This is a genomic window from Desulfatiglans anilini DSM 4660, assembly GCF_000422285.1.
Classification (GTDB): domain Bacteria; phylum Desulfobacterota; class DSM-4660; order Desulfatiglandales; family Desulfatiglandaceae; genus Desulfatiglans; species Desulfatiglans anilini.
The window spans coordinates 17,063-35,152 of record NZ_AULM01000038.1 but is presented as its reverse complement, the minus strand read 5'-3'; the positions used below and the strand labels follow the sequence as shown (position 1 = coordinate 35,152).

The 18,090-nt window shown below is 44.6% G+C and carries 16 protein-coding genes; all 16 read right to left on the bottom strand.

Annotated elements, in window-relative coordinates:
• A partial coding sequence (locus H567_RS0118050; protein ID WP_028322462.1) for a 2-oxoacid:acceptor oxidoreductase family protein occupies positions 1-489 on the bottom strand: 489 nt, incomplete at its 3' end.
• 260 nt (positions 490-749) lie between these two features.
• A complete protein-coding gene (locus H567_RS0118045; protein WP_028322461.1) occupies positions 750-1,487 on the bottom strand; it encodes a fumarate reductase iron-sulfur subunit in 738 nt (245 codons plus the stop codon).
• 4 nt (positions 1,488-1,491) lie between these two features.
• A complete protein-coding gene (locus tag H567_RS0118040; protein WP_028322460.1) occupies positions 1,492-3,330 on the bottom strand; it encodes a fumarate reductase flavoprotein subunit in 1,839 nt (612 codons plus the stop codon).
• A gap of 59 nt (positions 3,331-3,389) precedes the next feature.
• Entirely contained in the window at positions 3,390-4,040 is a 651-nt protein-coding gene (locus H567_RS0118035) for a succinate dehydrogenase/fumarate reductase transmembrane subunit (RefSeq protein WP_028322459.1), read from the bottom strand.
• 105 nt (positions 4,041-4,145) lie between these two features.
• Positions 4,146-5,021, bottom strand: a complete 876-nt coding sequence (gene sucD, locus H567_RS0118030; protein ID WP_028322458.1) for a succinate--CoA ligase subunit alpha — start codon at positions 5,019-5,021, stop codon at positions 4,146-4,148.
• Between the two features lie 2 nt (positions 5,022-5,023).
• Complete coding sequence (gene sucC, locus H567_RS0118025; RefSeq protein ID WP_028322457.1) at positions 5,024-6,199, bottom strand: ADP-forming succinate--CoA ligase subunit beta; 1,176 nt, start codon at positions 6,197-6,199, stop codon at positions 5,024-5,026.
• A 37-nt stretch (positions 6,200-6,236) separates the two neighbouring features.
• Positions 6,237-7,730 carry a pyruvate carboxylase subunit B gene (locus H567_RS0118020; protein ID WP_028322456.1) on the bottom strand — a complete coding sequence of 498 codons (1,494 nt, stop codon included), beginning with the start codon at positions 7,728-7,730 and terminating at the stop codon, positions 6,237-6,239.
• Between the two features lie 75 nt (positions 7,731-7,805).
• A complete protein-coding gene (locus tag H567_RS0118015; RefSeq protein ID WP_028322455.1) occupies positions 7,806-9,356 on the bottom strand; it encodes an acyl-CoA carboxylase subunit beta in 1,551 nt (516 codons plus the stop codon).
• 557 nt (positions 9,357-9,913) lie between these two features.
• Positions 9,914-11,092, bottom strand: a complete 1,179-nt coding sequence (locus H567_RS0118010) for a thiolase family protein (protein WP_028322454.1) — start codon at positions 11,090-11,092, stop codon at positions 9,914-9,916.
• A 559-nt stretch (positions 11,093-11,651) separates the two neighbouring features.
• Complete coding sequence (locus H567_RS0118005; protein WP_028322453.1) at positions 11,652-12,509, bottom strand: 3-hydroxyacyl-CoA dehydrogenase family protein; 858 nt, start codon at positions 12,507-12,509, stop codon at positions 11,652-11,654.
• Positions 12,510-13,040: 531 nt separating this feature from the next.
• A complete protein-coding gene (locus tag H567_RS0118000) occupies positions 13,041-13,823 on the bottom strand; it encodes an enoyl-CoA hydratase/isomerase family protein (RefSeq protein ID WP_028322452.1) in 783 nt (260 codons plus the stop codon).
• 28 nt (positions 13,824-13,851) lie between these two features.
• Positions 13,852-15,063, bottom strand: coding sequence for a CaiB/BaiF CoA transferase family protein (locus tag H567_RS0117995; protein WP_028322451.1), 1,212 nt, complete (start codon positions 15,061-15,063; stop codon positions 13,852-13,854).
• A 23-nt stretch (positions 15,064-15,086) separates the two neighbouring features.
• Positions 15,087-15,488, bottom strand: coding sequence for a MaoC family dehydratase (locus H567_RS25860; RefSeq protein ID WP_051185091.1), 402 nt, complete (start codon positions 15,486-15,488; stop codon positions 15,087-15,089).
• A 36-nt stretch (positions 15,489-15,524) separates the two neighbouring features.
• Entirely contained in the window at positions 15,525-16,013 is a 489-nt protein-coding gene (locus tag H567_RS0117985) for a MaoC family dehydratase (RefSeq protein WP_028322450.1), read from the bottom strand.
• Positions 16,014-16,034: 21 nt separating this feature from the next.
• A complete protein-coding gene (locus H567_RS0117980) occupies positions 16,035-16,787 on the bottom strand; it encodes an SDR family NAD(P)-dependent oxidoreductase (protein ID WP_028322449.1) in 753 nt (250 codons plus the stop codon).
• A 14-nt stretch (positions 16,788-16,801) separates the two neighbouring features.
• Entirely contained in the window at positions 16,802-17,965 is a 1,164-nt protein-coding gene (gene acd, locus H567_RS0117975) for a glutaryl-CoA dehydrogenase Acd (protein ID WP_028322448.1), read from the bottom strand.
• Between the last annotated feature and the right edge of the window lie 125 nt (positions 17,966-18,090).

The following is an 18,090-nucleotide window of genomic DNA, read 5'->3' as shown; positions in this document are numbered from 1 at the left end:
CACCCGGCCGAAGCGCGCCCTGAGGGCTTCGGTCAGCTCCGCCGGCGGAAAGATCTCATCGGCCTTCAACAAAGCCCCCAGCATGGTGGTGTTGGTGATGGGAACCCCCAGTTCTTCGAGGGCGATCCGCGTGGCATCGACCGTGGCGATCGCATGCAGGATGCCCAGCTCCACCCGGATCTCCATGCCCGTGAAGCGCGTATTGCTCACGATCACCCCGTCTTCTTTGAGCCCGGCAGTGACGTCCACCAGACGAAGAATCGACGGGTCCAGCACCAGGACCAGATCGGGGTGGTTCACATTGGTCCGTAAACGAATCGGCCTGTCATCGATCCGGCAAAAGGCCACCACCGGGGCGCCTCTTCGTTCGGGGCCGAAGCTCGGGAAGGCCTGGGCATACCGCCCGAGATGGATGGCCGTCCGAGCCAGCAACTCCGCCGAGGTGACCGCCCCCTGCCCGCCCCGGCCGTGAAAACGCATCTCGATCATCGAATCTCTCCCGTTATTAACCCCAGAAAGGCTACTTCTTCTAGATTTAAACAAATATAGCAGGATCTAAATTTACTTGTTTATCTGTCCGTTTCGCTGATTACACTTATCGTGTTCCGTAACATCACAGCTCAAACATGGGTTGCGGAGCAAAGAGCGCCGAGGAACTTTGAAAAAACAGGACCAAACTCCCACCGAACATCCGAAATCGTGTACGTGACATAACAGTAACCCTACCAATGTCTGACCTCAGAATAAGCTTAGAAGCGGAACAAATGTTTAACCGCGGTCCATCCCATTTTACGTCGGAGCATGCCGAGTTGATCCTGCAACGGCAGGTTCTTGGGACACACATCCTCACACCCCAGGAGCCCCATGCACCCGAAGATGCCCTGGTCTGTTCCAATCACGTCAAAATATTCCCGGTCCGCCCTATTATCCCTAGGATCGAGCATGAAACGTGCGATCCGGTTCAATGCAACGGCGCCCATGAAATCCCCCCTCATGTTGGCCGTGCCACAAGCTGCAATACAGCATCCGCACTCGACGCAGCGTTCCAACTCGTAAATTTCTTCGGCCAAGTGGTTACCCATACGTTCTTCTTCGGCACCCGGATCAAACGCTTTTGTGGTGTGAATCCATGATTCAACTCGTTCATTCATGCTCCTGAACCATGTGCCCGTATCCACGGAGAGATCCCCGATCAGTTTGAAAACCGGTAGGGGCATGAGGGTGATATTCTCGGGCAGGTCCTTCGTGAGAGTCTTGCATGCCAAGCCCGGCATGCCGTTGATCAGCATGGCGCAAGAACCGCAAATACCCGCCCTGCAGCAAAAATCAAACTGGAGAGAGGGATCCTGCTCCTCCCGGATACGGGTCAACCCAATGAACAGCGTCATACTGTCGGTTTCTTCCAAGCGGAAGAGGTCCGTGTGAGGTTTAGATGCGGGATCCTGCGGGTTGTAACGGAAAATATTGAACGTCAGCACTCTTCGCATGATCTCAGTCTCCTATGATATCCCCATCGCAGGTGATAATCTTGCACACGCCATACCCTCTTTCGCCAGGAGGGATCTCCATGAGCTTTGAGGTTGGCTCATAGTCGAGGGTCGGCAGATCGTTTCCTTCCCTCCATATAGCCAGGGTCCGGTTCAACCAATCCCGATCGTTTCTCGCGGGAAAATCCTCCCGGGAATGACAACCTCGGCTCTCCTCGCGCTGCAAGGCTGCGTAGGCAACGCAAAGCGCGAGCTTCAGCATTCTATCGATCTTGAGGGCCAGGCTCAGTTCGGGGTTAGCTCCAAGCCCGTTGGATCCGAGCCCTACTTTTTGCGCCCTCTCATGAATTTTCTGCAGATTTTCGACGGCTTTTTGAAGATCCGAACCGTTTCGGAAGATCCCGACGCGCTCCATCAGTTCAGCCCGCATGGCGTTGAGTACTTCAAAGACGTTTTCCCTGCCGCCGGCGCCTGTGCACAGCCGCCTGATCCGCTCCTCATCGCGGCCCACCCGGTCCCGGACTGTGGAGGTCTTGAACTGTGTTTCATACCCCTGCAGCCATTCAACGATCTGACTGCCCACGATCCTGCCGGCCACAATAGTCTCGGCCAAGGAATTGCCGCCCAAGCGGTTGAACCCGTGCATATCCCAACAGGACGCCTCGCCGGCTACGAACAATCCCTTTAGACCGTAGGCGGCGCCATCCTTGTCCGTCCGTACACCTCCCATGCTGTAATGCTGGGCTGGGCGCACCGGGATGAGCTGGGTGATCGGATCCACCCCTAAAAAATTGTTGCAAATCTCCTCCACTTCGCGGAGCTTCGTCTTGATGTGCTGTGCCCCTAAGTGGCGGATATCCAACCACAAGTGATCGCCGTAGGGACTCTTGACCCCGAAACCCTGCCGAATGTGCTGTGCCATCCAGCGCGACACCACGTCGCGCGAGGCAAGTTCAGCTTTCTCCGGTTCGTACTGGGGCATGAAGCGTTCCTCGTTGACATCAAGGAGCGTCCCTCCGTCGCCCCGGCACCCTTCTGTCACAAGGATATTGGTAGGAACAATGCCGGTCGGGTGGAACTGAACCGCCTCCGGGTTTCCCAAGGGAACGATTCCGGTGTCCAAAGCAAGGATGGCGCCGGAGCCTTCGTTGATCACGGCATTTGTGGTCTCGCGGTAGATCCTGCCATAGCCACCCGTTGCAATCAGCGTCGCCTTGGCCAGATAGACTCGAAGTTTGCCTGTTTTCAGGCAACGGGCCACCACACCGCTGCACGTCTCTCCATCGTGGATAAGAGATATCGCCTCCACGCGATCATGCACCGTCACTCCGAGTTCCACGACTTTGTTGTCCATGGTGTAAAGGAGCGTATGCCCCGTACCGTCGGATGTGTAACAGGTACGCCACTTGGCCGTCCCACCAAAATCCCGGGCAGTGATAAGACCCTCCCTTTCAGTGGGTTCAACCTTTTCATATTTCTGCCCTCCCTTGAAGTAGGACGACTTGCCCGGTACTACCCGGTTCCAAGGAATACCCCAGAATGCCATCTCGCGAACTGCGATCGGCGCTGTGTCCACGAACAGTCTGACCACTTCCTGGTCACACCCCCAATCGGACCCCTTCACAGTGTCTAGAAAGTGCACATCGGGGCAATCTCCCTCGCCCATGGCGCAGTGCCCGAGTGCCGCCTGCATACCCCCTTGAGCAGCGGAAGAATGAGAGCGTCGTGGCGGCACAATGCTCAGGCAGATGGTTCTAAATCCACTCGAAGCTGATTCAACGGCGACCCGTTCGCCGGCTAGACCAGCACCGATGCACAGTAGATCGGTCAATATGGTTTCCAACGTGATAACCCCTGTCGAAAGCTGACGATTGGTAGAGAAATAGAATCCGTGTTCATAACTCAGACGGTCAGTGTCACAAAGCGAATGATCGTGACAAGCCCAATTAGTATAAATACCCCTGTCAAGATATTCTCGAATCTTTTGAAATTCTTTCGACCTTTTCGCTTAATCAACCCCCATTTCACTCCAATTCGATAAAATCCTATTCCAACGTGAATTTCAACAATGGGGAGAAGGATGAGATAAAACACAAGCCAGAATCCATCTTGTATTCTGGCTGCGCTTTTGGCAGCCGTAATCGGAAGGTCGGTGAGTATCGTCCACATATGTATAGAACCCATAATGAGAATAATCATCGCCGTAAAGGCCTGAATCAACCACAGCCAAGTGTCCGAATGCTTAAGTCTTTTGCTGTGTTTCCATATGCTGCTCTGGTCCTCCACCCTGAAAGGCACCTTCCGGGCAGCTAAAACGAAGTGCATCAAAAACGTTGCACCGATAAACGGCCCCCCCACCTGAGCCATGTAGGTATCCTCAAGAAATCTGGCAAGCGTGTTCATAGCGTTCGCACCTAAGTTAACGCTAGCAACCAGAAGCATATGGCTCCACATAAATAGGATAAGCCCAGCCCCAGTGAGCATCTGGAGCCAATCCAAATATGCCGATGCACTTTCTGTTGTCAGAACGGCAGCCCTGGTATCAATGGCCATTTCAGTTCCCTCTCCCCTAACGTTCGTAGTGACATCCCTAACGGAAAACTAATCAAGTAAAATTCGGATAAAAAATACCCTAATCCCTGCCGCATTCGAACGTTTCTAATCCGGTCCTACTACCTCCAAAACAGTTTTGCCAATAGTAGCAAGGCTGACAGCGATGGTAATACCGGAAGATCTCAGAGCGCGAATTTTATCCTCGGCCCTCCCCTTTCCTCCAGCAATTATAGCCCCTGCATGCCCCATTCGCTTTCCCGGGGGAGCAGTTTGTCCCGCAATAAAAGCCACCACGGGCTTTTGAAAATCGCTTTCTATGTACTGAGCCGCTTCTTCCTCAGCACTCCCACCAATCTCTCCGATGAGTACAACGCCTTTCGTTTCAGTATCCTCATCAAAGCGCTTGAGATGGTCAATAAAATTACTTCCGATTATAGGATCCCCTCCGATACCTACACACGTCGATTGACCAAGTCCCATTTTGGTCAGCTGGTCGACTACTTCATAGGTAAGTGTTCCACTTCTTGAGATAACTCCCATATGCCCTTGAGTGTGTATTGCTCCAGGCATGATTCCAACCTTACTCTTACTAGGCGAGATAATACCTGGACAATTAGGACCAATCAAAATAGAATTTTTCTCTTTCAAGTACGCAATCACATTTACCATATCCATCGTGGGAATACCCTCAGTAATGCATACAATGAGTTCTATTCCGGCTGCGGCAGACTCCATGATGGCGTCGGCAGCAAATGCCGGTGGGACAAAAATACACGATACATTTGCGCCATCACTTTTCACAGCTTCATATACAGTATTAAAAACCGGAACACCCGATACTGTTTGTCCTCCTTTTCCAGGAGTAACACCGCCAACTATCGACGTCCCGTAATTAAGCATCTGTTCGGCATGAAAAACACCCTCTCGGCCGGTAATGCCTTGAACGATCACCCTGCTGTTTTCATCGAGCAGTATACTCATAATCAGTTTTCTCCTGAAACCTGCCTAGCGACCAATTCCGCCGCCTCCAATAGATTCTGTGCAACCAGAAATTCCACGCCGGATTCCTCAAAAATCTTCTTTCCCTCGGCTACATTCGTTCCCTCCAGTCTCACGATTAAAGGAACGCCCACACCGTTCTTCTCAGCCGCAGAGACGACTCCTCGGGCAAGAACATCACATCGAAGTATTCCACCAAAGATGTTTACAAGGATCGCTTTTACTCGTCTGTCCTTCAAAATAATTTCGAACGCCTTTGTTATTTTCTCTTCGTTGGCACCACCACCAACGTCAAGAAAATTAGCAGGTTCTCCACCAGCAGCCTTGATAAGGTCCATAGTCGCCATAGCCAACCCTGCACCATTTACCATGACCCCGATGCTTCCATTCAATCGAATATAATTAAGATCATACGCATCTGCAATTGCCTCTGATGGATCTTTTTCAACTCCAGCATCAAGCTCAAACATCTTTCTCTGCCTATACAACGCGTTGTCATCTAAATTCATTTTTGCATCAAGCGCGATAAATTCCCCACCTGTTGTTAGAGCAAGAGGGTTAATCTCCAACAAAGAGCAATCACAACTGCTAAATACCGACCACATACTACTCATAACGCTCCTCAGTTTTTTTATGCTATCACCACTGGTAAGTCGGTCCAGCTGGTAAACTAAATTCCTCGTCTGAAAGGGCATCAGACCGATTCCAGAGTAAATATACTCTTTCCAAATAAGCTCCGGTTTCACAGCCGTAACTTCCTCGATCTCCATTCCCCCGGCCGGACAGAAAATCATTGCAGGTTTCGCATGGGCACGATCAATTACAACCCCAAGGTAGAATTCGCTGAAGATATCGATACACTCTTCGATGAGGACCTTCCTTACTTTGACGCCCTCTGAACCAGTTTGAACCGTCACAAGGGATCTTCCAAGCATGGCCTTCGCTGCCTCAAGAACTTCATTGGCATCGCAACAAACAATAATCCCACCTCCCTTGCCTCTGGCCCCAGCATGCACCTGAGCTTTCACAACCCATGGAGGTCCCTTGACCCCCTTGCAGGCATTGCTAGCCTCATCGGCATGATCAATAATTACGCCTTCGGGCACTCGCACGCCGAAACTCCGCATGATCTCTTTCGCCTGGTATTCATGAATTCTCATTACTCACTGTTCTCCGTTAACCATTAGACTTTTTCCCTCATATTGTTAGGCATACCTGCTTCAGAGCGGCAGCAAGAGCCTGATCTTCCTTTTCGATTTCTTCAAAAGTCTTAGCTCTTATCTTTTGAGGTCTCGCCTCTAAACCATATTTCCACTTAAGAAATTGTTCCCCGCTCTGCCGGTATAATGCGAAGATAAGAAGATCATATTCATCTCTAGCTAAACTACCTATTTTTTGCTTCGCATCTGCTAGCTCAGGCTCAAGATAATCTGCAGCACGCCCTCTCACAGGAGTTTGTCCGCGCTTATAGTTTTTTAACACTTTAGCTTGTATATCAGGATCAACGGGAGCAGGGGTCTTCCCATACAACCCATAGACTAAATCCTTCACCTCGTTTGTCACCATCTTGTACCTGCCAAATAATACATTAAGAACGGCTTGTACACCAACGATCTGCGAGGTCGGAGTGACCAATGGAGGCATTCCAAGCTCACGACGGGTTACTGCAACCTCCTTATACACCTCAGGCAGTCGATCAAGCGCCTTCGCTTCCGTCAGTTGACTCACAAGATTGGAGATCATACCCCCAGGCACCTGATGCGCCAAAACTCCCGTATCAATAACAGACATTCGGTGTTTTGCAAGATAATCGCGGTATTTTGGGGCAACCGTCTCAATGTAATCACCCAATTCAAGCAGGACATTTAAATCAAAGCCAGGATCTCTCGTTGTACCAAATAAGGTTGCAACGATCGGCTCAACAGCAGGCTGCGAAGTTCTCAACCCAAACGGTGCAAGGCATGTATCTATAATATCCACCCCTGCTTTAATCGCCTCTAGATACACCATCGAAGCCATTCCGCTGGTGTAGTGCGTATGCAGGTGAATAGGGATTCCAATTTCTTTCTTCAATTCAATAATAAGTTTCGCTATGTCAAATGGAGCCATAATCCCAGCCATGTCTTTAAGGCATAGCGTATCCGCTCCCATTCTTTCAATCTCCTTTGCCTTTTCAACATAATACTTAAGATTAAAAACATCACCCCCCATACGGCGTTCTGTCAGTGAATAGCATATGGTACCTTGAAAATGTTTCCCGTTAGCCTTTATTCGTTCAACAACCGTCTGGAAATTTCGAAAATCGTTTAACGCATCAAACACTCTAAAAATATCCATGCCAGCTTCGCAACTCTTATCCACAAAAAGCTTGCTTACATCATCTGCATAATTTCGGTATCCAACCAGATTCTGGCCTCTCAAAAGCATAGAAAAAGGGGTTTTCTTAATATATTTTTTTAAAGTTTTGATCCTTTCAAACGGATCCTCCCCTAGAAATCTATGCATCGTATCAAAGGTCGCCCCCCCCCACACTTCCATAGCCCAAAACCCCACCGTATCCATCTTCTCAGCGATGGGAATCATGTCATCAGTTCTCATCCTAGTAGCTAAAAGGGACTGGTGACCATCTCTAAACGTATTATCTTGAATCTTAAGAGGATTTATAACGCCTTCTTCTAACAAGTCGTACATTTCAATCTCCTACTTAAATTACAAACTTAGTATATAATATAAAAATTTAATAATTCCCTTGAACTACCACACCCTCTACAAAGGAACGTTTCCATGTCGTCTCTCTGGAATCCAGTCCTTTTTTGTTTTTAACATTTTGAGGGCTTTTATAAGTCGAGGCCGTGTGTTTTCAGGAAAAATGATGTGATCTATATATCCCAACTCAGCCGCCTTGAATGGACTTGCAAAACTCTCACGATATTCTTCAACAAACTTCTTTTTTATATGCTCACCATTCGTTGCGCCGTTAATTTCTTTCTTGTATATAATATTCACAGCCCCCTCAGGTCCCATTACAGCAATCTCAGCTGTTGGATATGCGAAATTTATATCAGCCCCGTGATGTTTACTTGACATTACATCATATGCTCCACCATACGCCTTCCTAGTAATAACAGTAATTTTCGGAACAGTCGCCTCACAGTATGCGTATATTATCTTAGCACCATGTTTTATGATTCCGCCATATTCCTGATTAATACCAGGCAGAAAGCCAGGCACATCAACAAACGTAACAAGTGGAATATTGAAGCAGTCACAAGTTCTTACGAATCTTGAGCACTTCAGAGAAGCGTTGATATCAAGGCACCCCGCGAGAACTCGAGGCTGATTGGCCACGATTCCCACAACCATCCCATTCAATCGCCCGAACCCTACGATCAGATTCATTGCGAATCGCCTCTGCACTTCGAAAAACTCATGATTATCCAGAACTGAGTGAATAATCTCTTTCATATCGTACGGCGTCCGCGGATTCGTAGGCACAATTTTGTTAAGCGACTTGTCGGTACGCTTTGGGTCGTCTACACACTCCTTCTCTAGAGGCATTTCCCTGAAATTCTGCGGCAGGAAGCCTAATAATTTCTTAACATTATCTAATGCGTCATAGTCAGACTCAGCTGCGAAGTGGGCGACACCGCTTTTTGCGTTATGTGTTAGAGCTCCTCCAAGCTCGTCCGAAGTTACAGTCTCAGCAGTAACTGTTTTTATCACCTCTGGCCCAGTAATGAACATGTTGCTTGTTCTTTTTACCATGATTATAAAGTCCGTTAGGGCAGGTGAATAAACAGCCCCTCCTGCGCATGGCCCCATAATAACAGAAATCTGAGGCACAACACCCGAGCAAAACACATTCCTTTTAAAAATCTCTCCATAACTTGCGAGACTGACAACTCCCTCTTGTATCCTAGCACCACCAGAATCATTCAAACCTATAATAGGGGCACCGCTTTTCAGTGCCAAGTCCATAATTTTGCAAACCTTCTCTCCGAACGCGCCACTCAATGAGCCGCCGAAAACCGTAAAATCCTGAGCAAAGACAAATACAAGTCGCCCATTTATGGTGCCGAACCCGGTAACAACGCCATCCCCAGGTACTCTCTGCTTTTCCATCCCAAAATCATGACACCTATGCAAAACAAACTTGTCCAACTCTTCGAAAGTGCCTTCATCAAGAAGAAAGCCTATTCGTTCCCTCGCTGTGAGTTTACTTTTGGCATGTTGTTCATCAATTCGCCTCTGTCCCCCGCCAAGCTCAGCTTCTCGATTTCTTTTTTGTAGCTCTTGTATTTTATCTTCAACACTCACAAGCTACCTCCAACATCAATTTTCTAAATAACGAATCGTTCTATTTTATAGGGATATCTCTTTTCTACTGTGCCATATTAATTACATTTTCCATTCAGTAAATAAAATACAGTTATGTTTTCCAAGCATTTCAATTATGTGTTATATAGCAATTCACACTCGTACGTATCAATGCAATTTTTACAACAGTTTCATTTTTTATGCACCTAACTTTGCAATAAATCAATATCTTACTAATTACCTGTAGATACTAACTCATTATTTTTTTCAATTCATCAATATAATTATTATATAACTTAAATAAATGTTTATTTTCTTATTTTATACAATTCGCATTCTAGAAGAACACATGAAAGGTTTTAATTCTATGCCATTATATCGATACATAAAATTTGCTTTCAGCATCCATCTCTTTATTTTACAATTCTTTCACGTGCGAATTTTTTTCTTTCATGCGAACTCTTCTACGTGGTGCAATAACAACCCGCACGATTAAACAAAACCAGAAAATATATCATCCAATACGCGATCCTTCTCCATTTTAGTACTTTTTATTTTTACATCTCAACAACCAAAGCAACAGCTTCCCCACCTCCAAGACATAGTGAGGCTACCCCCCTCCGGGCCTTCATGTCTTTCATCGCGTATAAAAGCGTTGTCAGAACTCTCGCACCGCTAGCCCCTATTGGGTGCCCAAGAGCCACTGCCCCACCATGCACATTCACCTTTTCAGGGTTTATCCCAAGCTCTTTCATAACGCCAACAGTCGAAGCGGCAAACGCTTCATTTATTTCAAAGATGTCTATATCATCAATCTTCAGACCTGCTTTACTCAATGCTTTAGGAATTGCTTTAATGGGCGACATTAGTACATCTTCGAGACCTAGCCCTCCTGCAGCCTGCGCAGTTATTGTTGCCATTATGCTGCACCCTAATTCCTCAGCTTGTCTCCTACCCATCACAAGGAGAGCCGCGGCCCCATCACTAATTTTAGATGAATTCCCCGCTGTAACCAGACCGTCCTTTTTAAAAGCAGGCCGAAGATGCCTAATCTCAGATAAATCTGGCACACGCGGCCCTTCATCTCTGTCGATAGTAATTGTCATACCATTTCGACCAGTGACTTTAACAGGTATAACCTCCTCAGAAAATTTCCCTTCATCCCAAGCATTTATCGCTTTCATATTTGAATCAAACGCCCATTGATCCATTTCTTCTTTGGATACTTTGAACTTTTCTGATATAATTTCAGCTGTATAGCCCATATGGAAATCGTTTACCACATCCCAGAGCCCATCATGGACCATATGATCAGCTATGACCCCCACCCCCATTCGATATCCAGTCCTAGCCTTGTCTAAGTAATAGGGCGCCTGGCTCATAGACTCCATACCCCCACCTACACCTACTCTAGCATCTCCAGCTTGAATTCCCTGCACGAGAAGCATAATTGCCTTTAGTCCAGAACCACATACCTTGTTAACTGTTAATGCACCGACGTCAAAAGACAAATTTCCGGCTTTTATCATTGCCTGTCTACACGGGTTCTGGCCTAATCCGCATGGAAGCACATTCCCCATTACAACTTCGTCTACGGCATTTTTAGAAATTCCAGCTCTCTCAATGGCGCCATTAATTACGATAGCTCCCAACTCCGTACAGCTAACCCCGCTTAGCTTTCCCAAAAAATTACCGATAGGTGTACGGACAGCACTACAAATGACTACTTCTTCCATATCTTAAATTCCTCACACATTTTCATTATATTACTAAATTTCGTTTATGCCATTTTCATCAACAAGTCCTATACAATAATTTACAATACAAAAAATATATACGCTACTAGAATGCAAAATCTGCGCGGCATATACTTCAACAAAAAAACATCTATTATACACAGTACAACAAAACATTTACGCTTGCACGTTAGTGTTACACGCACAGATTTGCTTTTTCGCTACACCGTTTAAATTCGGCATAGCTATTGCATTTACAAGCATATTTCATATAGCATAAAAATTTTACAAAAATGGCAAATATGACTTGTAGAATATATGCGTAGTCCAGGATCACCTTGAAGAGATTAGCCTAGCCATGTTTCCTTCAAAAAAGTAATTTCCTCTTTTCAATACCTTTTAATTTATCGATTACTGATTCCGTTTTCGCTGGAAATCAAATTGACGGTTTTATTTAAACAAAGACGAACGTTCGTTTTTTCAGAGGCACAAAAGAATTATCATTGAGCCTTCTCAAAGTACCCTTCTTAACACCAACTAAGGATCTTTAACGTTTTAATTATTTCGAATAATCGTAGAAGCCTCTTCCTGATTTATGTCCCAAATACCCCGCTGCCACCATATTGCTTAAGAGTGGGCAAGGTATAAACTTATCCCCCCCCCGCCGGTGATGTAAATCCTCCATGATATGCAGCAGAGTATCCAACCCAATAAAATCACACAGTGTCACTGGGCCCATTGGCCAATTAAATCCAGATTTGAACGCCAGATCGATATCTTCTTTGCTGGAAACCCCTTCGTAAATACAGTAAATAACTTCATTAAGTAACGGGATCATAGTTCTATTTGTTAGAAACCCAGGACAGTCAACATTTATTTGTACAGGATCCTTATTAATTGCTTTACAAAACTCCATAGCCGTTGCAGCTGTTTCATCACTCGTTTGAATAGCTTTTACCAATTCAATTAACCTCATCACTGTTGGCGGCTGATGAAAATGTATTATCATAAATTTGTCAGGTCTTTTCGTAACCGATGCAAGAGGCGTGGCTGGTAAAGCAGAGGTGTTTGATGCTATTATCGCATTAGGTTGTAAAACAGCATCCAATTTTTTAAAGACATCTTGTTTCACGTTGATATCTTCATAAACTGCCTCTATAGCAAGATCTACATCTTTTGCATCTTCTAATGAATTGACAGCTTTTATGTTTTTTAAAACACTATTTTTTTCATCTTCAGTCATCTTTCCCTTTTTTACACGCTTTTCTAAACTTTTTGAAATAAATCCAGTCGCGTTTCTGACGGCCTCTTCCGACATATCATAACCATATGCTTCAAGTCCCGATTGGGCACACACTTGAAGGATCCCCCTCCCCATCAATCCCAGGCCAACTACTAATACTTTCTTCACGCTCATCTTAAGAATACCTCCCATTTTCTGATTGTCCGAATAACCACTCCACCATTTTTAATTTAAACAATCTTATTGCAACCTATATATTTTTATCATCCTCTCTTTCACTGAAGCTCGATTCTATATCGCTCTGAGCTTTTTTTAGATTTCTTTTATCATAAAGCATTAATTTCTAAAAAAAATTGCAAAATCAATAAGCATTTTAAGCTACGTTTATTATTTCAATAGGTCCTACGCTTAATCATTCGTTTTATAAAGGCTTTCGTTAGAAATATATATAATAGTTATTTCTATGTAATTCTGCTTTTCTTGTCAATATATATCTTCTCAGTCTATGATTTTTTTATTTTATACTTTATTTCATTTTTCCCAATTTGTATCAGTCATTAATGCCCGTATGTGCTTGCGAATTTTTAACAGCTTTTTTTGTTTTTGTAAATTTCTTGTATATTCCTGAATGATTATTCTATACAAATAACCATTATAATTATACAATAATTCTTAAATTTAATTCTATATTCATAATGCTTAACATTATTCCCCTTTAAACACCGGCTTCCTCTTTTCAAAAAAGGCGTTAATACCCTCCTTTTTATCTTCACTCGCAAGTGCCAAATTACACATGCTTGCTTCAAGGACCAAAGCAGTTTGCAGATCAGTCTCAAACCCTTGGTTCACGGCACAAAGCAAGGCTTTAACAGCAAAAGGCCCTTTAGATGCAATCTTATTCGCTATCTCAGTGCATTTTTCAATCAATTCCTCAGCCTTCACCTTTAGGTTAGCGAGCCCCATTTCAACCGCCCGGTCGGAATCAATCATCTCTCCAGTCAAAAGGTACCAAAGCGCGCGCCCCTTACCAATCAAACGACTCAGCCTCTGCGTTCCTCCGTATCCAGGAATTACGCCTAACCCAACCTCAGGAAACCCAAATTTCGAATTTTCAGTAACCAACCTTAACGAGCATGAAAGCGCAATTTCACATCCGCCGCCCAAAGCCAATCCGTTCACAGCTGCGATCGTCGGCACCCCAACCGTCTCTAGCTCATTGGTCATCAAATGACCCTTCCTCATTGCGTCAAAACCATCTTTCAATCCCAATTGCCTTATCTCAGTTATGTCTGCACCGGCAACAAATGCTTTTTCCCCAGCGCCTGTAATAATAAGCGCACGGATACTCCCACTCTCTTTTACTTCTCTAACATGAAGCCTAATTTCCTCAATTGTTTCAACATTCAAGGCATTCATGGCCTTTGGCCGGTCAATCGTTAGAAAGCCGATCCCATTTTTTACATCGAAGTTGACATTTTTCGGTTCCATAACCCTCTTTCAGTCCTTTCCGCTTTTACTATTTTTCATTAATGCCGACAATCCCGCTTTTAATTAACTCATCGATCTCAGAAAATTGATACTTGTGTTTAGCAAGAATCTCTTTCGTATGTTCTCCTAATCGTGGTGCAGGGAAACGCTCCAAACTTATGCTCGCGCGCGAAAATTTTATTGGACAACCTATCTGCTTTATATCACCTGCTATAGGATGCTTTGTCTCTGCAATCATGCCCCTAGATTTTAATTGCTGGTCATTAAGCCCTTCAGATACAGTATTCAGAACATTAAAGAAAACGTTCTCCTCATCCAACAGTTTTTCCCATTCCCTTGCAGATTTTGTCTTAAATATACGCTGTAGTTCAATTTTAAGCATTTCCTCCCTATTTTCATCAACCTCCGAGGCTGTCAGGAATTCACTATCTTCATAAAAATTTTCTAAATGCAGCTTTTTTAGAATATGTTCATAGAACTTTTTTTCAAGTGCACCAAGAACTATATATCTTTCATCTTTAGTCTCATATAAGTTGTAACGCGCAAGTCCACCCGTTAAGCGACCTTTTCCACGCTGTGGACGCTCTGCATTAGACATTTCGTAACGGACACTGTCAAACATCAATGAAAAACAACAGTCTTGCATTGACAAATCAATTTCTTGGCCATAACCCGTTTTCTCTCTTTCTGCTAGCGCGGCCTCTATTCCAATAACGGCATACAATGCCGTCACAGCATCGACGAGCTGAACGCCAGGAATAACGGGCCTACCACCGGGCGCCCCAATCAAATCCAGAAGCCCAGTAACAGCCAAGATATTAATATCATGCGCCACTTTTTCACGGTAAGGACCAGTATGCCCATAGCTGCTAATCGAGCAATAAATGATTTTTTCATTAATTTTATTCAGATCATTATATCCGAGACCTAGATTTTCCATAACTCCAGGCCTAAATCCTTCAATGACCACATCGGACGATTGAACCATCCGCATAAAAATTTCACGACCAGCGCTCTCCTTCAGATTAAGGGCTATACTTCTTTTGTTTCTATTCAACAACATAAACCTGTATCCCATACCATTTTGAAAAGGTCCTATCTGCCGCTCATAATCACCAACGATCAGAGGCTCAATCTTCACCACCTCCGCTCCAAGATCGGCTAAAATAAGTGTGCTGAAAGGCCCTGGAATTAGCCTCGTCAAGTCTAAAATTGCAATCCCATCGAGTGGTAAAGCCATAAAGCAATTCCCCTAATTTCAACTTAAAACGTATTTTTAATATACGTTTTACCAAGAATGACAATCTCATTTTTTCTGTTTGTCCAAACTACCTCAAAATAGGTACGATCACTTCTACAATCCTTTAAACGGTTACGTGTATTTACCCTCACACAAATTGTATCACCGGGCCTGACAGGTCGCTTGAATTGCACATCAAAGCCTCCTCCGTTTGTCCATCTCATACCAAATTCTCTGGTCATTAGCTCGGAAAGAAACCCTAAAATATAGAAGCCATGTGCAATTGTGCCCTTAAACGGAGTCTCCTTCGCATATTCCAGATCGACGTGAATGGGATTAAAATCGCCGGTAGCCATTGCATACTCGTCTATACTATCTTGCGAAATTTCTTTATGCAAAACAGGTATTTGCTTTTCGATATTCATTATTTCAAACACCCTTCTACAAACAAACGGACTATTTCATTTGGACCAGATAGGAGTAATTTTTCCACAAGCGATTTTTTTTTCGTGTTGATTAAAATATAAGCTTTCAATTGTTACGAATCTTTTCATATGCAAAATTTCCTTATTTATTACTGTGCTAAAAATGCTGATTATATCACCAGTTTGCGCGGCATTAAAAAATTCATACTCTTGTCTAAAATGGATGTTTCCTGGTGGTGGAATTATTTTCGGCTTATAGCCACTTAATAAAGCGCTCGGAATAGCATAAATGCAGACGATCGTCGAAGGTGCAATAGGTCTACTGAATCCTAGGTTTTTCGCATATTCGCTATCATAATAAAGCGGATTATCATCCCCCATTGCCTTACAATACTTTTTCACTAGTTCTTCAGTGATTGTAAATTTTACCGTCGGGAATTCCATTCCAACGAATATATCGTCATACAACAACCATTTCCCCTTGCTGTATTCATTTTGCCGCGCGCTTCCACCGTGCTCATTCATCACAATATCCTATCTGGTGACCTATAAAACCGTACCTCCATCGACGTTCAAAACCTGCCCCGTCATGTAATCTGAATCCCCTGAAGCTAGGAAAAGAAAGACAGGTACAACGTCATCCGTTTTAGCGAACCGACCTAGCAATATGCGTTCCTCATATATTTCTCTCAATTTCGAATCCTCTTGGAGCTTCCTTGTCATGTCAGTTTCGACAACACCCAAAGAAATACAGTTTACATTTATTCTTTTTCCGGCTAGCTCACGTGCTGCTGACTTTGTCATCGCAATCACGCCGCCCTTAGCGGCGCTGTAATTTAGCTGGCCAATCGTACCGACGAGCCCAGCGGTCGAAGTTACGTTGATAATTTTTCCACATTTCCGCTCCATCATTATTTTTGATACTGCTTGTATACAGTGGAAGCTTCCTTTTAAATGAACATCAACAACGGCATTCCATTGCTCATCGGTCATCTTCCATAACATTGCAGGTCGCGTAATCCCCGCATTGTTTACAAGGATATCGATTGGCCCCAATTTCGCGTTAATATATTCAATGAGTTGCTCGACTTCATTTCTAACCGCCACGTCAGCTTTTAGAGCTAATCCTCGTCTCCCAAAACTTTCTATTTCTACAACGACTTCTTTTGCAGCCTCGGCATTACTTACATAAGTGATGGCAACATTTGCGCCTTCCCGAGCAAATTCAACTGCTATGGCTCGACCAACCCCCCTAGAGCCCCCAGTAATAAAAGCTGTTTTTCCAGCAAGTCTCGTCATGATAAACACCTTCCTTAACGATTCGCCTTCCTATATCCCAACGCATCCGTTGCTATTATCATTTTTCCAATATTCGCTGATCCCTCCAGTATCTGATAAAGCTTTGCGTCCCGGAAAAGCCTTTCAACCGGGTATTCACTTGAATATCCGTATGCTCCCAAAATTCTTAATGCACCATCAGCAACCCGCGATGCGACGTCGCAGGAGAAATATTTCCCCATGACCGTCTCCAAATGATTTTTTAAATTTCCACCATCCTTTTGAACCGCTGACTTATAAACCATCAATCGTGCTGCCTCAGTCTCTACAATCATCCGAGCCAGTTCATCCTGTACCATCTGGAAATTTCCAATGGCTTTTCCAAACTGCTCTCTTGCTTGGGCGTATTTCACAGCCTCTTCAATCAATGCTTGGCTCACACCAAGTGCTCCTGCCGCAGCAGTAAGTCGCGTGTTGTTAAGCCCTGACATAACACACTCAAAGCCCTTCCCCTCCACTCCCCCCAGCAGGTTTTCGCTTGGCACCTCAACGTCGTCAAAAAAAAGCTCTCCAGTTGGACAGGCCTTCCACCCCATTTTCGTCGCTGTAGGCCCAGCGCTCACTCCCTGGCAGTGCATATCTACAATGAAAGCAGACAAACCTTTGTATTTAACCTTCGGATCTGTATAAGCATAAACAATTCCAACATCAGCAACCTGCGCATAGGTAATCCAGTTTTTAGATCCATTTAAAACATACTTATCTCCGTGTCTGACAGCCTTCGTCTTTATGGCGCTTACGTCCGAACCAGCATTCGCCTCAGTAATTCCAATGCAGCCAAGAAGCTCGCAGCTGATAAGTCTTGGAATGTACTTACGCTTTTGCTCATCAGTACCGAATTGGAAAATCTCCCGCGCCGTCCCCATAGTCTGCATGTTAAAGCTCGCGCGAATCGAACCGCTAACCTTTGAAATCTCCTCCGCGACAACCGTATGTGCTAAAAACCCAAGATTAGACCCACCGTACTCTTCTGGTATTGGACAACCGAAAAAACCAAGGTTTCCCATTTTTTCAATTATGTCCCTTCTGAAGCGGTGATTCTCCTCATCCTCGCCGACTGTTGGTAAAATTTCATTCTGTGCAAATCTACGTGCCATATCCTGTATTGACACGATTTCTTCTGGCAATTCAAAATCCATTGACTACAACTCCTTATTATTAGGTTTTAAATCTGATTACAAGCGACGTAATTAGGTTTAATAATCATCATAACTTTTTTTCACTTGATTAGTATTTACATTTTTAACACAATTTTTTCTAGTTG

What these genes read in the sequence shown, in the direction of transcription:
- H567_RS0117995 (WP_028322451.1), bottom strand. Translation starts at nt 15,063, where the DNA reads ATGGCTTTACCACTCGATGGGATTGCAATTTTAGACTTGACGAGGCTA.
- H567_RS0118045 (WP_028322461.1), bottom strand. Translation starts at nt 1,487, where the DNA reads ATGCGAAGAGTGCTGACGTTCAATATTTTCCGTTACAACCCGCAGGAT.
- acd (WP_028322448.1), bottom strand. Translation starts at nt 17,965, where the DNA reads ATGGATTTTGAATTGCCAGAAGAAATCGTGTCAATACAGGATATGGCA.
- H567_RS0117985 (WP_028322450.1), bottom strand. Translation starts at nt 16,013, where the DNA reads ATGAATGAGCACGGTGGAAGCGCGCGGCAAAATGAATACAGCAAGGGG.
- H567_RS0117980 (WP_028322449.1), bottom strand. Translation starts at nt 16,787, where the DNA reads ATGACGAGACTTGCTGGAAAAACAGCTTTTATTACTGGGGGCTCTAGG.
- sucD (WP_028322458.1), bottom strand. Translation starts at nt 5,021, where the DNA reads ATGAGTATACTGCTCGATGAAAACAGCAGGGTGATCGTTCAAGGCATT.
- sucC (WP_028322457.1), bottom strand. Translation starts at nt 6,199, where the DNA reads ATGAGAATTCATGAATACCAGGCGAAAGAGATCATGCGGAGTTTCGGC.
- H567_RS0118020 (WP_028322456.1), bottom strand. Translation starts at nt 7,730, where the DNA reads ATGTACGACTTGTTAGAAGAAGGCGTTATAAATCCTCTTAAGATTCAA.
- H567_RS25860 (WP_051185091.1), bottom strand. Translation starts at nt 15,488, where the DNA reads ATGAATATCGAAAAGCAAATACCTGTTTTGCATAAAGAAATTTCGCAA.
- H567_RS0118000 (WP_028322452.1), bottom strand. Translation starts at nt 13,823, where the DNA reads ATGGAACCGAAAAATGTCAACTTCGATGTAAAAAATGGGATCGGCTTT.
- H567_RS0118005 (WP_028322453.1), bottom strand. Translation starts at nt 12,509, where the DNA reads ATGAGCGTGAAGAAAGTATTAGTAGTTGGCCTGGGATTGATGGGGAGG.
- H567_RS0118010 (WP_028322454.1), bottom strand. Translation starts at nt 11,092, where the DNA reads ATGGAAGAAGTAGTCATTTGTAGTGCTGTCCGTACACCTATCGGTAAT.
- H567_RS0118035 (WP_028322459.1), bottom strand. Translation starts at nt 4,040, where the DNA reads ATGGCCATTGATACCAGGGCTGCCGTTCTGACAACAGAAAGTGCATCG.